Genomic DNA, 14,750 nt, shown 5'->3' on the forward strand with positions numbered 1-14,750 from the left:
ATGGAATTGTTGCTTCCATTTGCCCTTGATTGTAATTAATAACTTCGGCCAAAAACGACCGTATGTTTAGCAGCATCGCCGCAAACCAGACATGTTGATTTCGTTTCTGAAGGATTGAAGGGAATATTTCGGCTTGTTGCCCCCGTCTCTTCCTTCACTTGATCTTCACAAACATTAGACCCGCACCAGCCGGCCAAAGCAAATCCGCGTTTGGTCTCTAGGAATGATTTGAACTCATCAATAGAATCCACCGCTATGTAATGCTCGTCACGGAACTGCTTCGCTTTATCATACATCTGCTGATGAATCTCAGCAAGTAAATTTTGAACTTCCTGAACAAAGTCAGCTTGCTGAACGGTTTTCTTCTCCCCGCTTACGCGAGAAACGAGAACGACTTGTCCATTTTCCATGTCACGAGGACCTAATTCAACACGGATCGGTACACCACGCATTTCATATTCATTAAATTTCCAACCTGGGCTTTGGTCAGCTCGGTCATCCACTTTAACACGAACGCCTGTTTTCTTTAGCTCTGCAAACAATTCGTCTACACGCCCAATAACTTGTTCCCGTGTTTTTGGAGGACCAATTGGAATCATGATGACTTGTGTAGGGGCTACTTTAGGAGGCAATACCAACCCACGATCATCGCCATGAGCCATGATAAGCGCACCGATGAGTCGAGTACTAACTCCCCATGAAGTCGTATGGGCAAATTGATGCTGATTCTCACGGTCCAAGAACTTGATATCGAAAGCGACTGCAAAATTCGTACCCAGATAGTGAGAAGTGCCAGCTTGCACCGCTTTCCCATCTTTCATCATTGCCTCGATAGAGAATGTATCGACAGCACCCGCGAATTTCTCAGAAGGAGTCTTCTGCCCAACAATGACAGGGATTGCTAAGAAATCTTCCGCAAATTCGCGGTATACTTCCAGCATCTGCATCGTTTCACGGCGAGCATCCTGCTCGTCTTCATGAGCCGTATGACCTTCCTGCCACAGGAACTCCGTAGTACGAAGGAAAGGCAATGTCCGCTTCTCCCATCGAACTACGTTAGCCCATTGATTAATCAAAAGCGGAAGATCGCGATAGGAGTTGATCCATTCTGAATACATGTGACCAATCATCGTTTCCGAAGTTGGACGAATAGCTAGTCGCTCTTCGAGCTTCTCTCCACCTGCTTCAGTGACCCAAGGCAGCTCTGGATTAAAGCCTTCCACGTGTTCTTTTTCCTTCTGGAAAAAACTTTCTGGAATAAATAAAGGGAAATAGGCGTTCCGGTGACCCGTTTCTTTGAATTTGCTATCGAGTTCACGTTGAATGTTTTCCCAGATTTCATAGCCATCCGGTTTAAATACGATACATCCGCGAACTGGCGAATAGCTCATCAAATCAGCTTTCTTGATTACGTCTATGTACCAACGGGAGAAATCCTCTCCCTGTGGTGTAATCTCTTTAACAAACTGTTTATCGTTTGACATAAACCCTCCTACAATATTAGGACTATCCCTTAATTAATCTTAAAATATCATTGTAAGTAACTGCCACCATGAGAAGCATTAGCAATGCAAAACCAACAAAATGAACCATACTTTCTCGATTCGGATCAATTGGCTTCCCGCGTAATGCCTCTAGACCCATAAATAGAAGTCGACTTCCATCTAAAGCTGGAATAGGCAGGAGATTAAATATACCTAGATACAAGCTCAATGTTGCTGCCCATGAGATTAAGTAAGTAATTCCCATTTTGGCAAACTCAGCTGATACTTGAGCTGTACGGACAGGTCCGCCTAGATCATCAAGTTTAAACTGCAGCATTACAAGTTTCTGTAAACCAGTCACAATGCCAATCGTTGTTCCAACAACTTGTTCATAAGTGCCAGTTAACACTTCGCTAAAGGTTGCACTTCTACGATCCCCTGAAATGACTACACCTAGCTTACCAGCCCCTGCTTCCATTTCAGGTGTAACTTGAAGTGTAATTGGATTACCTGAACGATCCACAACCCAGGTCATAGGCTTTCCTGCAGATGATTGAATCGAGGTGACAAGCTTCTCGCGGTCATCACCAATCGGCTGATTATCAATTGATATAATGATATCCCCTTTGTGGAGACCCGATTTCTCGCCTGCCTTACCTGCAAGCACAGAATCTAGCTTGACGTTCGTAAATACGCCCGACATAATAACAACCATAAAGAACAACACAATGGCGAGTATGAAGTTCATCACAGGCCCCATCACAATAGCAATTGCTCTCTGACCAACTGTTTTCGAACCAAACTGACGATCATATGGAGCAATCTGTGTTTCTGTCCCTTTGGTCACCATCATCGCTTGTGGATCAATGGGATAAGTAACTCTTTCTCCGTCAACATCAAGTGATACTTGAAGCGCTCTCTCTAGATCAATTTGTTCCACGACACCAATGATAACATTTGAGCGTCGATCTAGTTGATCAAGATAAAGAGATGACACTTGATCTTGTTTATTTAATTTAACGGCAACCGTTTGTCCAGGGTTCACTTGGACAATTTCCGGGTCTTCCCCTGCCATGCGAACAAATCCACCAATTGGCAGAATACGCAAGGTATATCGAGTTTCCCCTTTTTTATATGAGAAAATTTTGGGTCCAAAACCGATTGCAAATTCCCGAACTAAGATGCCTGCACGTTTCGCAAAATAAAAATGACCCCATTCATGAATCGTAACAAGAACGAAAAACAACAAAATAACCTTCAATCCAACTTCTATGGCTGACAAGTCGTATTTCCTCCTTCGAGTTTTCTTCAGAAAACTTACCTATGTTTGCAAAAACCATATCGTTTTCGTTTGAAAACCTGCCTTTTAAGCATCCACTTATGGACAGCATGTTCTTAGATTACCATTATTGAACTGCTGAATACAAGCTATGCTCTTTTAGCACAGTATACGAGCTGGGAGATTGAATTAGACTTTACTTTATAAAGCGCCTAGGTGATAGATTGAAAAAAGAGCCGAGCCAACCTCGCTGACCAAGCTCTCATGAAATTAAAAAGCGATGGATGATGCAAAGGCTCTTGCCCAAATATCCTGCTCATGAATGAGTTCTAAATGAGGGTTTGAATGGGATTCGTGTTTCTGCAAAACAACTTCAATGATCTGTTCAATTTGCAAGAACTTAATCTCACCTTTGAGGAACCGTGCAACAGCTATTTCGTTCGCTGCATTATAAACAGTAGGTGTAGTACCTCCCTGTTTACCGCTCTCAAAGGCCATTCGTAAACACGGATACCGATTGTAATCCATTTCACGGAAATGAAGCTTTCCGATGGCAGCCAAATCTAGTCGATTGGTCGGCGTCGGATATCTGTCTGGATAAGTTAATGCGTATTGAATAGGAACTCGCATATCCGGATTACCAAGTTGAGCAATAACACTATTATCAACAAACTCTACAAAGGAATGAATGACACTTTCAGGATGAATGAGGACATCTATTTGGTCATAGGAGAGATCAAATAACCAATGAGCCTCAATGACCTCAAGACCTTTATTAACCATCGTCGCGGAATCGATCGTAATCTTGGCTCCCATCGACCAATTCGGATGTTGGAGGGCTTGTTCGACCGTTACTCCCTCTAACTCTTCACGCGATCGATCGCGAAAGGAACCACCAGAAGCAGTAAGCGTTATTTTCGAAATTTGTGAGCGATTCTCACCATTCAAACATTGAAATATAGCCGAATGCTCACTATCAATAGGCAGCAAAGACACACCTTTTCGACGAATAGCATCCTTTACAATATGGCCTGCACTCACTAACGTCTCTTTATTTGCAAGACCAATGTGTTTGCCGGCTTCAATCGCAGCCATTGTAGGCTTAAGTCCCTGACTCCCTACCAAAGCTGTTACAACCAGTTCTGCATCTGTCGATGCGGCAACTTCCAATAATCCCTCTTCACCATATAACACCTTGGTCGATGATGAAACATTCTTGGAAACTTCGTCGGCCAGCTCCTTGGTCGCTATGGATACTACTTTTGGGTGAAACTTTTTCACCTGTTCAATCAATAATTGACTATTATAACCGCCAGATAATGCTTCGATTTGAAATTTATCAGGGGCATGCTGGACAATATCTAAGGTTTGTGTACCAATAGATCCTGTTGAACCCAGAATGGCAATCCGTTTCATCATATTCCACCTCGCCTATGACTATTAGTGAGTAAGAATTCCCAGCCAATGAATAAATGGAAATACGATAAGCCAACTATCCATACGATCGAGTACACCACCGTGCCCGGGAAGTAAGGCTCCCGTATCTTTAATACCCTTTACTCGTTTATAAGCAGACTGTATTAAGTCTCCGACTTGTCCAACAACAGCAATCACGAAGCCAAGCACCAATGCCTTGCCAAGTCCCAGTAAATCCGGTGCATACCAGGCGAAAGCAAGTGCGGCAATCATCGAAATAACGACGCCACCAACGGCTCCCTCAATTGACTTCTTAGGACTGATTTGAGGCCATAGAAGATGTTTTCCTAGCTTCGAACCGACAAAATAAGCTCCTGAATCCGAAGCCCAAATACATACAAACACAACGATTGACCAAAATAAGCCATGCTCCATTAAGCGTGCAGCAATCATATAATTGAATCCAAAACCTATGTAAATGACACCAAGTAAAACAACAGAAACCTGATCGATTGTAATCGTATTTTTTGAAGCAACTGTAATGAAAAGCAAGACAAACATAGTCAGCCAAATCATGGCAGTCGAAGAAACGGGAAGTGAACCACCAAATGCCTCCCACGGCACCGTTAAGTATAACAAAGAGATTAAACCAACAACCGCTGTTAATCTATACTTCGTGTAGCCATTCATTTGCATATACTCACGATAGCCGATAATTGACAATAACACGATTAACCCAGCGTACCAATAACCACCCAATACTAATAACGTAATGAAAACGAGCCCGGCAATGACTCCCGTGATGATCCTTTGCTTCAAGTTGAATCCTCCTAGATGAACACGCGCCGGAAGCATACGAAGTGATTAGATACCTCCGTATCTTCTCCCGCGGCGCTGATATTCTGCAATTGCTTGCATAAATAATGATTCCGTGAATTCCGGCCAGTATGCCTCCGTAAACCAAAGCTCCGAATATGCTAATTGCCAAAGAAGAAAGTTGCTAAGTCTAAGCTCACCACTTGTTCGAATTAACAAATCTGGATCTGGTAAATCCGAGGTTAACATATAGGAAGAAAAACTTGCCTCATCCAAATCTTCTATTTGTAGTTTGCCATTTTGAACATCACGAATCATATCCTGAACACCAGCAATCATTTCTTTACGTCCACCATAATTTAAGGCAAAGTTAAGAATGAGTCCTGTATTATCTTTCGTCCGTTCGATAGCTCCCTCAATCGCTTTGAGTGTGTAATCAGGTAAGCCTTCTTTCCAACCCGTCATTCGGATACGAACATTGTTTTCGATCAACTCTTCAATTTCTAAAGGAAAAAATTCTTGAGGAAGTTTCATTAGAAATTCGACTTCTTCCTTCGGTCTTTTCCAATTTTCCGTTGAAAAAGCATACATTGTTAGCACTTTAACACCGATCTCATTTGCAGCCATCGTAATTTTCTTAACATTTTTCATCCCGGAATGATGCCCTGCTACACGAGGCAAGCCTCTTTGCTTAGCCCAACGACCGTTCCCGTCCATAATGATAGCGACATGTGCTGGCACTTTATCTAATTCGATAGCTGGTATAGCTGAAGAAACAGACTTACCATTAATTCCTAACCATTTCTTAAATAGCTTGAGCACAGTTGTTCCTCCCAACTAGGGAAAGATGAAAAACCCCCAGCGAATACCCGGGGGCATATCTATCTTATACTTCCATGATTTCTTTTTCTTTAGCAGCCAAAACTTTCTCAACTTCAGCTACGAATTTATCCGTAAACTTTTGGATATCCTCTTGATGTTTGCGGGACTCGTCTTCAGAGATCCCTGCTTTTTCTAACTTTTTGATCTCATCGTTGGCATCGCGACGGATGTTACGAATAGCGATCTTGGCTTCCTCGCCAAATTTCTTCGTCATTTTCACTAGATCACTACGACGCTCTTCTGTTAAAGCAGGAATAACAATTCGAATAACCAATCCGTCATTAGATGGCGTTAATCCTAAGTCAGACTTCATAATCGCTTTCTCAATCGATGTCATCGAACTTTTGTCCCATGGTTGAATGAGTAAAGTACGTGAATCAGGTGTTGTTAAATTCGCAAGTTGATTCACAGGTGTCATCGCTCCGTAATATTCCACTTGGATGCGATCTAATAAAGATGGCGTAGCACGGCCTGCACGAAGAGAAGTTAAATCTCTTCTTAATGCGCCAATTGCTTTATCCATCCGATCTTCTGCATTCTTTTTTACTGATTGTGGCATGGTTTAGACACTCCCTTTAACTGTAGTCCCAATTTTCTCGCCAAGGACCACTCGTTTGATATTCCCTTTTTCTGTGATATTGAACACCACTAACGGGATGTTGTTATCCATACAAAGGGAAGATGCGGTGGAATCCATGACACCAAGATTGTTACTGATAACTTCCATATAAGTTAACGTCTCGAACTTCTTCGCTGTTGGATCTTTGAATGGATCTGCTGAATATACGCCATCCACTTTATTTTTGGCCATAAGAATAACTTCTGCTTCAATTTCAGCTGCTCTTAAAGCCGCTGTAGTATCTGTTGAGAAGTATGGATTCCCTGTACCTGCCGCGAAGATAACAACTCTCCCTTTTTCAAGGTGACGCATTGCTCTTCTACGGATGTATGGTTCAGCCACTTGCTGCATAGTAATAGAAGATTGAACTCTTGTAGGTACATCCAGATTCTCCAATGCATCCTGCAGAGCCAATGAATTCATGACAGTTGCAAGCATACCCATGTAATCTGCTGTCGCACGATCCATCCCCTTCTCACTGCCTGCAATACCGCGCCAAATGTTTCCACCGCCAACAACGATAGCGACTTCTACACTTAATTCCACAACATCCTTTACCTGTTGGGCAATGGAAGTAATCACTTCCGAATCAATGCCATAACCCTGCTGTCCTGCCAAAGCTTCGCCGCTCAATTTTAGCACTATTCTTTTATAAAAAGGTTGACCCAACTTGTATAACCTCCGTTTCAATGCTTGAAAAGATCTCTCTTATTGGCTAAAAAAGAAGGAACACCAAGTGTTCCATCTTTTTTAAACGCCTATTATAGTTTAACTTGGGACATAACTTCTTCTGCAAAGTTCTCTTGTTTTTTCTCAAGACCTTCACCAAGGCCGAAACGTACGAAACGACGAATGGTGATGTTCTCGCCGATTGCTGCGACTTTTTCATTCAACAATTGGTCGATTGTTTTGTCTGGATCTTTAACGAATTGTTGCTCCATCAAGCAGAACTCTTCGTAGTATTTACCAATACGGCCTTCAACCATTTTGTCAATGATTTTCTCTGGTTTACCTTCATTCAAAGCTTGGTTACGAAGAATTTCTTTTTCTTTCTCCAAAGCTTCTGTTGGCACTTCTTCACGACGTACATACGTCGGGTTAGCCGCTGCGATATGCATTGCGATGTCTCTGCAGAAAGTACGGAATTGCTCTGTTTTACCAACGAAGTCAGTTTCACAGTTGATCTCAACAAGTACGCCTACTTTACCGCCAGCGTGAATGTAAGATTCTACTGCGCCTTCTGTAGCAATACGGCCTGCTTTGTTAGCTGCAGCAGAAAGACCTTTCTCGCGAAGCAGTTCGCCCGCTTTGACGATATCACCATTTGCTTCTTCAAGTGCTTTCTTACAATCCAACATCCCTGCGCCTGTTTTTTCACGTAATTCTTTCACTTGTCCTGCTGTAACTGCCATTGAAAGAAACCTCCCGATAGTTGTTATTGGTATGTAATACCTATTGATTCTTTAAAAAAAGGGTGGTGACAGGCTGTTACACCTTCCAACCACCCTTTTCACATTCCTATAGATTAAGCTGTTGTTTGCTCGCCTTGGTGTGCCTCGATAACTGCATCAGCAATTTTAGCTGTTAATAATTTAACGGCACGAATAGCATCATCGTTACCTGGAATCACGTAATCAATTTCGTCCGGATCGCAGTTTGTATCAACGATACCAACGATTGGGATACCCAATTTGCGAGCTTCCGCAACAGCAATACGCTCTTTGCGTGGGTCGATAATGAAAAGTGCGCTAGGCAGCCCCTTCATGTTCTTGATTCCGCCCAAGAATTTCTCAAGACGATCTTTCTCTTTACGGAGAATGATAACTTCTTTCTTAGGAAGAACTTCGAAAGTACCGTCCTCTTCCCATCTTTCAAGAGTTTTCAAACGGTCAATACGTTTTTGAATCGTTTGGAAGTTTGTTAGTGTACCACCCAACCAACGTTGGTTGATGAAGTACATTCCGCAACGTTCTGCTTCTTCAGCAACGGAATCTTGTGCTTGTTTTTTCGTTCCTACGAAAAGAATCGTTCCATTATCTTCTGAAACGGATTTAACAAAGTTGTAAGCTTCTTCAACTTTTTTAACCGTTTTTTGTAGATCGATAATGTAAATACCGTTTCTTTCTGTAAAGATGTATTTGTCCATTTTCGGGTTCCAACGACGTGTTTGGTGACCGAAATGTACGCCAGCTTCTAAAAGCTGTTTCATGGAGATAACTGCCATCCCCAATCCCTCCTCTAAAATGGTTTATTTGGTATCCGCCGCCTGTCGCATCTTTGCATAAAACTTACCGAAGTAAGCACCATTATGCAAATTGACGGGCGTGAGTTTTTAACACCGTGAATAAATATACCACAACTGAAATGCCTATGCAACCTTTTGTCATGATAGTCATTTTGTCCTACAAAAGGCATGTATATGTATAGAAACAACAAAAACAGACCTCCATAATAAAGATCCATTTGTCGGACTATCTATTGAACTGTAATTAAATTGGCCACGACTTTGGGGATATCCGTAACACCTTCAAAAACATGGTAACCGATCTGAATTTTGGTGCTGCCACCTTGCTTATCGAGCTCCGTAATGAAAGTTTTACGATCCGAAATAATGCCGGATTTCACGAGAAGTTCACTGACAGCTGTTGCATCAAGATTTGGTTGTACATAAATAATTATTTTCGGAGCAACTTCAGGTGTATTTGCTTTGGGCTGTTCCTGAGGTTTAGCTGCCGTCAACTTGTCTGTTTCCTCTTTTACCTTTTTCAATACTGCTGCATCGAACTCCGATTGCGTAAAAACTTTTGTGTTCTTATCGAATACTTGGTAGTACTTCGCAGCTTCGACTTTTAACTTCTGAGGATCCATTTCATCCAATGTAAGGCCAGTTTGACTAGGTGCACTAGCCCGCACAGACATAATTTGCAGAAGTAAAGCTCCTACAATAATTCCAGTCCCTATTCCAAAAACATACGACCTATTTTTAAACACGTGCCCTCTCCTCCTGTCTGGATAATTGAAGGATTAGACTGACCTCGCCTTTATTCATGCCTAGCTTCTTAGAAATCGCTTCGACGCCTTTTCCTTGATCATGTAATGAAAATAGTTCACTGTATCTGCTCTTCATGCTCAATCCAGTGTAGGTAGATTCGTCTACTAAGGATTGTTCTTTAGAAGATGCAATAAGTTCAGAAGACGTGACTTGAACAGAATGAGCTGGATTAGTAATAGGTACTCCCGAAATCACAGCATGCTGATCATCAGATAACACGTCAGTTGCCGCATTTATTCCTTGATTCATTTGATGATTGACATGCACTTTCGTTAATTCCTGCGACAGTTCATGCTTTTGCTTTTCCAATGATTCCAGTCTGCCAGCAAGCTTAGCAAGCTCTTTCTCGTAATCTTGTTTCGTTTTGGAGAACAGATTGAGCAGCGTTTGATTTTGTTCATCCATCTCAGCAGCGAAATGCTCGATGGTTTCCTCGATCTCTTGGACTACGTTGTTCTTTGTGGACGCAGACGCTTGCTCCTTAGGCAAGAAACGTGCATAAACAATCAAAACAAGTCCTAAAAGTACGACATACATCCACGGCTGCATAGCCATTGGGTTCACCTTTTTCTATATGAGAGATAACTAGTTATAAGGATAAATCAATATGATGCCCTTTATACGGATGATCTGGCTGATAGCTGCCTTCAGGAGAAGCGGAAACTGCTTTACCTTTGTTCTTCGTCTTACCCTTGTTAAACTGCTGACGCTGGTCACCATGATCCTTGATATCTGTACGAACACTCTCTTCAAGCTTGCTGCTGCGATGGCGATCCTTCTCCGTTGTTTGAGCAGCTTGATTCTCCAAGACCGTTTCGTCCTGCCGCGGTTTCTGCATAAGCTGATTTTGACGGATGCCCGCTTCATCGTTTTTGTGTACAGCGAACTGTAAATCGATGGCTTTAAAACTCATCGCTTACCCTCTCCTTCACTTACACATAGGCACTCATAGAAATATCGCCTTCACTTAAACGGAAAGTCATACGGTTTGTTGGATCCTTGATAAATTTCGTATACCGGCCGATGACAATCTTCGTTCCCCCGTAAATAGTAGACAATACTTCTACTTTCGCTTTGTCGGAGTCTTCTAACGATTTCTCAATCTCAAGTATACGTTCTTTAATGGTATTTTGCTCTTCTAACGCTTGCTTTTTCGTATGAGTCAACTTGATTCGCATGGCCACTTTATCCGGGCCTAGTTGACCTGCTGCAGCTAATTGATTTAATAGCGTAAGCGCTTTATCCGTTTTATCCATATTTTCCATGTATACTTTCAGTTGATTGCGTAGATCAATCATTTCATTACGAAGCTCTGGTAGAACGCCAACTTCAACAACTGTAGCCGTTGACATCGAATTCCCTATCGTCCTCGCAGTAACACGCTCCCCGGCTTGTATGGTGCCTCCAACAATGAGTCCTTTGGAACCGCTACAATTAACAGCCTTGCCTGCTCTAATCGTTGAATGCATAATACTCTGAGAAACCGTTAATTCTCCAGTAACTTCAACAACAGCATCTTGAATGAAAGAACTTTTTACATTCTTTCCAGCTTTGACATGTGCTTTATTCTGCCCAACAATGCCTGCACTAATATCAATTGAACCTTCAGCTTCAAGTTCTGCAGCTTCCACGCCACCAGTAACACGAATATCTCCTGCTGCACGGATTTTAAAACCAGGAAGAACATTTCCACGAATAACCACTGTACCAATAAAATCAATATTCCCAATATTATAATCAACATTTCCATTTACTTCATAGACAGGAAACACATTAATTTTGTCACGATCTGTTCTTACCACCATGCCGTCAATTGTAGAATAAAGGCCCATTTGTTCAGCGTCTGTTACCACATTCTTACCTAATTTAAATCTAGCTTCTTTCCCTGCTTTAGTAAAAAGGGTCTCGCCTGTAACCGCTCTTCCCGGTGTGCCTTCCGTTGCCAGAAAACGCTGTCCGATAAGCTGTCCTTTTCTAACATTATGAAGGGATACAACTTCTTTATAATTTACCCTGCCGTCATCCAGCTCCAGCGGTTTTTTTTCATCCTCATCAAAATCAAAAATAAATTTAATATAGCCGCTTTGGCCTTCTATTGCTTTGGTCCCCGTTGCAATTGCAACTTTTTGATGATAAAAAGGTTTCGGATTTGCAGCTATTTGAGCAAGTAAAGGTCGATTTAAACCGTGAACGATGTGATTCGTTTGAACTAACTCTTCCAATTGTCCTGCTGTTACTCGAAAATCGTCATCAACATTGTTAATTAACAAATAAGCTGTTAATTTGTCATCCGAGATGGAAATACTAATGTAAAAATCCAAAGGCATGTTCCTCTCAAGCATAGACAAACCACCTTTCATTACCTTCTGATTGTATGTTTATGTATCTTGAAATAATTGCGTCTTAAATCGACCTAGTACGCCTTTAAGTCGAAGAATTGCTTTCGAATGTAATTGGGAAATACGAGAAGGAGACAAGCACATAACCTCAGCAATTTCACTTAAGGAGAGCTCTTCGAAATAGAATAACGAGACAACCGTTCTCTCTTTCTCTGTTAGTCGTTCAATAGCCTTGGCCAATGACTCCTTCAAATAAAACTCATTAACTTGAAACTCCGGGTTCTTGGCTTTTTCGTCAACAAGTAATGAAAGACGCGTTTCCGAATCTTCCTCACGGATGGGATCATCAATCGAACAAACGGTTGTAATCGAAATATCCTGAAGCATCTGCTGAAAATCTTGCTCACTAATTTGTAAATAGTCGCTGATCTCAGCATCCGTAACGGAACGTAGATACTGCTGCTCTAGCTTCTGGTAAGCATCTTCGACCTTCTTGGCCTTTTCTCTCACAGATCGAGGAACCCAATCCCCTTGCCGAAGTCCATCAATAATTGAACCACGAATTCTCCAAGAAGCATAGGTCTCGAATTGTAGTCCCCGTGAATAGTCAAATTTCTCCACAGCATCGATAAGGCCCATCACACCAAAGCTCGAAAGATCCTCTCTCGAAACACTTTTGGGAAGTCCTATTGCCATACGTCCGGAAACATAGTCGACTAAGGGCAAGTAACTCTCGATAAGCGACTGCTTAGCGGGAACCCAGCCCTGCTCCTTCCATTGCTTCCATAACTCGATATTAACTAGTTGTGATTGCTTTTGCTCGATCATGATCTATGTTTCACCATCCTTAGTCTTCAGACATTCGCCTTAAGGCACCCGCCAGTTGTTCAGGGTCCAAATTATTCTTGGTGACTAGCTTAGGTGGATTCAGTGGTGAAAATTGCATTTCGTTAGATAGTACAGAGTTATTACTGCCCAGGTTAGCCTTCATCATCTCACGTGTTTCCTCATCCTCATCCGGTGTAGTCAAATCCAATGATTGACCAACGGATGATTCTGTTGCGGAATTCGCATAAGATGCTCCGCCTGCAGCATGTTCAGCTCCTATCATTACACCCAACACCCATCTAAAACCAAATGTCAGAACGAATAAAATAAGAAAGCTGTATGCACTTTTTAGACAAGTAGAAAAAAATAAATTATTGCCGATCGATAAGGCAAATGTAAATAAGCCCGCCAATGATGCTACGATGACATTAATTCGAATGGTTCCAATCATCATCAAATTTCCTTTACTCCTAATTGGACACTTCGAATAACCAGGATGCCGGTTTCGCTATGAAATTCTATCGTTCGACCGTAATTAGCCCCGGTATCCTCAGCACGAATCTGAATTTTGTATTTATTCAACATTTCTTTACAAGATTCTACATTTCTTGGACCAATTCTCATCGTATCATTATTTCCTGCAAATGCAAACATTTGAGCACCGCCAGCAAGCTTAGCTTCCAGCCTATTCACAGTAGCTCCTAGCTTTTCCATTCTGGAGATTAACTCAGGAATAGCCGTATCCGCGTATTTAGCAATATTCAGCGAACCTTCACGAGCTATCTCGGAGGAAGGCAGCATCACATGAGCCATACCTGCCACTTTTACGCGGCTATCATATAAGGTGACACCCACACACGAACCCAGCCCCGTTGTCTTCAATACACCTGTCTGGTGAGCAACATTCAGGTCAGCCATTCCTACTTTAATTAAATTATCTAACGTCATGGAGACTCTACCCCTAATGCCGAAAATATTTTGCCAAACGATTCCGGATCAGGAATTAAGAAGAAATGCCCTTGTACTTCATTTTCCCCTTCCATAAATTTGGTATCAATGAGAAGGGCTTGATCTCCCATTTGGCCAAATTGCAATAATCCATAGCTTAAGATGGCACCAGCCATGTCAATGGCTAATGCAGGGACAGTAGGTTGCATATTCAAATTCGTAAAATCAGCAAGAGAAGATAAATAAGAACCGGCTAGAATATTCCCTATTTCATTCAGAGCAGATAATTCCAGTTCTGAATACTCTTCCTGATTTTCGATACTTAGCCCAATCAAATCCCTTAGCATATTTTTGGCAGCATCTAAATCAAGGATAAAAAACATATTTCCAGGTGCGTCACCATCCACTCGCAAGAAGATAGCAAGAACCACCGTCTCTGCACCGCCAACACTTTCGCAGATTTCTTCGAAAGGAAGCATTCTAACCTTTGGAACAAGCATATCAATCGGCTTATCCAGCAAAGTAGATAGGGCAGTAGCTGCATGCCCTGCACCTATGTTACCTACTTCCTTGAGAACGTCCATTTGAAAATCCTCTAAACGACTAAACACATCCACAAGCTATTCCTCTACTCTTTCTAACTGTTGAAGTTCATCACGATCCAAGACTTGCTCTAAATTCAGCAAAACAAGTAATCTTTGTTCGCCGACACGCGCGATACCATCCAGATACTTGGCTTTGATACCACCCACAATTTCTGGTGGATTATCAATATTGTCTGTGTCCAGATCAATAACATCATTCGCAGAATCTACGATAAGACCAACTTCAAAGTCACCTGCAGATACGATGATAATACGAGTAGCATCTGAATTAGCTTGTTCTTCAAGTCCAAACCTTGAGCGAAGATCGATAATAGGAATAACAACACCGCGAAGATTAATAACGCCTTTAATAAATGCAGGTGCTTTAGGTACGCGAGTCATTGGCTGCATTCTTTCGATCGTTCTAACTTTCTCAACTTCCACGCCGTACTCTTCCGTTCCAAGTGCGAAGACGATTACCTTTTTCTCTTCTCCCATTGTGA

The 14,750-nt window shown here is 42.0% G+C and carries 18 protein-coding genes; all 18 read right to left on the bottom strand.

Translation table 11 applies throughout. The features are described 5' to 3' along the window. Nucleotides 1–35: 35 nt before the first annotated feature. A complete protein-coding gene (gene proS, locus ASD40_RS01260; protein ID WP_057301525.1) occupies nucleotides 36–1,484 on the bottom strand; it encodes a proline--tRNA ligase in 1,449 nt (482 codons plus the stop codon). 22 nt (nucleotides 1,485–1,506) lie between these two features. Beyond that, nucleotides 1,507–2,766 (bottom strand): RIP metalloprotease RseP, encoded by a 1,260-nt coding sequence (gene rseP, locus ASD40_RS01265; RefSeq protein WP_057301526.1) that lies wholly within the window; start codon nucleotides 2,764–2,766, stop codon nucleotides 1,507–1,509. Between the two features lie 267 nt (nucleotides 2,767–3,033). Then, nucleotides 3,034–4,179 carry a 1-deoxy-D-xylulose-5-phosphate reductoisomerase gene (locus ASD40_RS01270; protein ID WP_057301527.1) on the bottom strand — a complete coding sequence of 382 codons (1,146 nt, stop codon included), beginning with the start codon at nucleotides 4,177–4,179 and terminating at the stop codon, nucleotides 3,034–3,036. Between the two features lie 24 nt (nucleotides 4,180–4,203). Continuing rightward, entirely contained in the window at nucleotides 4,204–4,998 is a 795-nt protein-coding gene (locus ASD40_RS01275; protein ID WP_057301528.1) for a phosphatidate cytidylyltransferase, read from the bottom strand. Nucleotides 4,999–5,043: 45 nt separating this feature from the next. Continuing rightward, nucleotides 5,044–5,817, bottom strand: coding sequence for an isoprenyl transferase (locus ASD40_RS01280; protein WP_057301529.1), 774 nt, complete (start codon nucleotides 5,815–5,817; stop codon nucleotides 5,044–5,046). Between the two features lie 64 nt (nucleotides 5,818–5,881). Beyond that, a complete protein-coding gene (frr, locus tag ASD40_RS01285; protein ID WP_029195236.1) occupies nucleotides 5,882–6,436 on the bottom strand; it encodes a ribosome recycling factor in 555 nt (184 codons plus the stop codon). Between the two features lie 3 nt (nucleotides 6,437–6,439). After that, a complete protein-coding gene (pyrH, locus tag ASD40_RS01290; protein WP_057301530.1) occupies nucleotides 6,440–7,165 on the bottom strand; it encodes a UMP kinase in 726 nt (241 codons plus the stop codon). A 92-nt stretch (nucleotides 7,166–7,257) separates the two neighbouring features. After that, nucleotides 7,258–7,908 (bottom strand): translation elongation factor Ts, encoded by a 651-nt coding sequence (gene tsf / locus ASD40_RS01295; protein WP_057301531.1) that lies wholly within the window; start codon nucleotides 7,906–7,908, stop codon nucleotides 7,258–7,260. A gap of 113 nt (nucleotides 7,909–8,021) precedes the next feature. Next, on the bottom strand, nucleotides 8,022–8,720 hold the full coding sequence (gene rpsB / locus ASD40_RS01300; RefSeq protein WP_029195233.1) for a 30S ribosomal protein S2: 699 nt from the start codon (nucleotides 8,718–8,720) through the stop codon (nucleotides 8,022–8,024). A gap of 251 nt (nucleotides 8,721–8,971) precedes the next feature. Next, the gene (locus ASD40_RS01305) at nucleotides 8,972–9,487 is read right to left on the bottom strand and encodes a hypothetical protein (protein WP_057301532.1); all 516 of its coding nucleotides are present in this window, start codon (nucleotides 9,485–9,487) and stop codon (nucleotides 8,972–8,974) included. Beyond that, nucleotides 9,480–10,103 carry a hypothetical protein gene (locus tag ASD40_RS01310; RefSeq protein WP_057301533.1) on the bottom strand — a complete coding sequence of 208 codons (624 nt, stop codon included), beginning with the start codon at nucleotides 10,101–10,103 and terminating at the stop codon, nucleotides 9,480–9,482. Before ASD40_RS01310 ends, ASD40_RS01305 begins: the two co-directional genes overlap by 8 nt. Nucleotides 10,104–10,137: 34 nt before the next feature. Then, complete coding sequence (locus ASD40_RS01315) at nucleotides 10,138–10,461, bottom strand: hypothetical protein (protein ID WP_057301534.1); 324 nt, start codon at nucleotides 10,459–10,461, stop codon at nucleotides 10,138–10,140. A 19-nt stretch (nucleotides 10,462–10,480) separates the two neighbouring features. Then, on the bottom strand, nucleotides 10,481–11,890 hold the full coding sequence (locus ASD40_RS01320; RefSeq protein ID WP_057301535.1) for a DUF342 domain-containing protein: 1,410 nt from the start codon (nucleotides 11,888–11,890) through the stop codon (nucleotides 10,481–10,483). A 36-nt stretch (nucleotides 11,891–11,926) separates the two neighbouring features. Next, nucleotides 11,927–12,715 carry a FliA/WhiG family RNA polymerase sigma factor gene (locus ASD40_RS01325; protein WP_057301536.1) on the bottom strand — a complete coding sequence of 263 codons (789 nt, stop codon included), beginning with the start codon at nucleotides 12,713–12,715 and terminating at the stop codon, nucleotides 11,927–11,929. A 19-nt stretch (nucleotides 12,716–12,734) separates the two neighbouring features. Further along, entirely contained in the window at nucleotides 12,735–13,172 is a 438-nt protein-coding gene (locus tag ASD40_RS01330) for a hypothetical protein (protein ID WP_156389849.1), read from the bottom strand. After that, nucleotides 13,169–13,663 (bottom strand): chemotaxis protein CheD, encoded by a 495-nt coding sequence (locus tag ASD40_RS01335; protein ID WP_057301538.1) that lies wholly within the window; start codon nucleotides 13,661–13,663, stop codon nucleotides 13,169–13,171. Before ASD40_RS01335 ends, ASD40_RS01330 begins: the two co-directional genes overlap by 4 nt. Then, nucleotides 13,660–14,247 (bottom strand): chemotaxis protein CheC, encoded by a 588-nt coding sequence (locus ASD40_RS01340; RefSeq protein ID WP_414858669.1) that lies wholly within the window; start codon nucleotides 14,245–14,247, stop codon nucleotides 13,660–13,662. The genes ASD40_RS01335 and ASD40_RS01340 overlap by 4 nt, the downstream gene beginning before the upstream one ends. A 36-nt stretch (nucleotides 14,248–14,283) precedes the next feature. Then, complete coding sequence (locus ASD40_RS01345; protein ID WP_057301540.1) at nucleotides 14,284–14,745, bottom strand: chemotaxis protein CheW; 462 nt, start codon at nucleotides 14,743–14,745, stop codon at nucleotides 14,284–14,286. Nucleotides 14,746–14,750 lie beyond the last annotated feature (5 nt).

The sequence above is a fragment of the Paenibacillus sp. Root444D2 genome (genome assembly GCF_001426375.1).
Taxonomy (GTDB): Bacteria; Bacillota; Bacilli; order Paenibacillales; family NBRC-103111; genus Paenibacillus_E.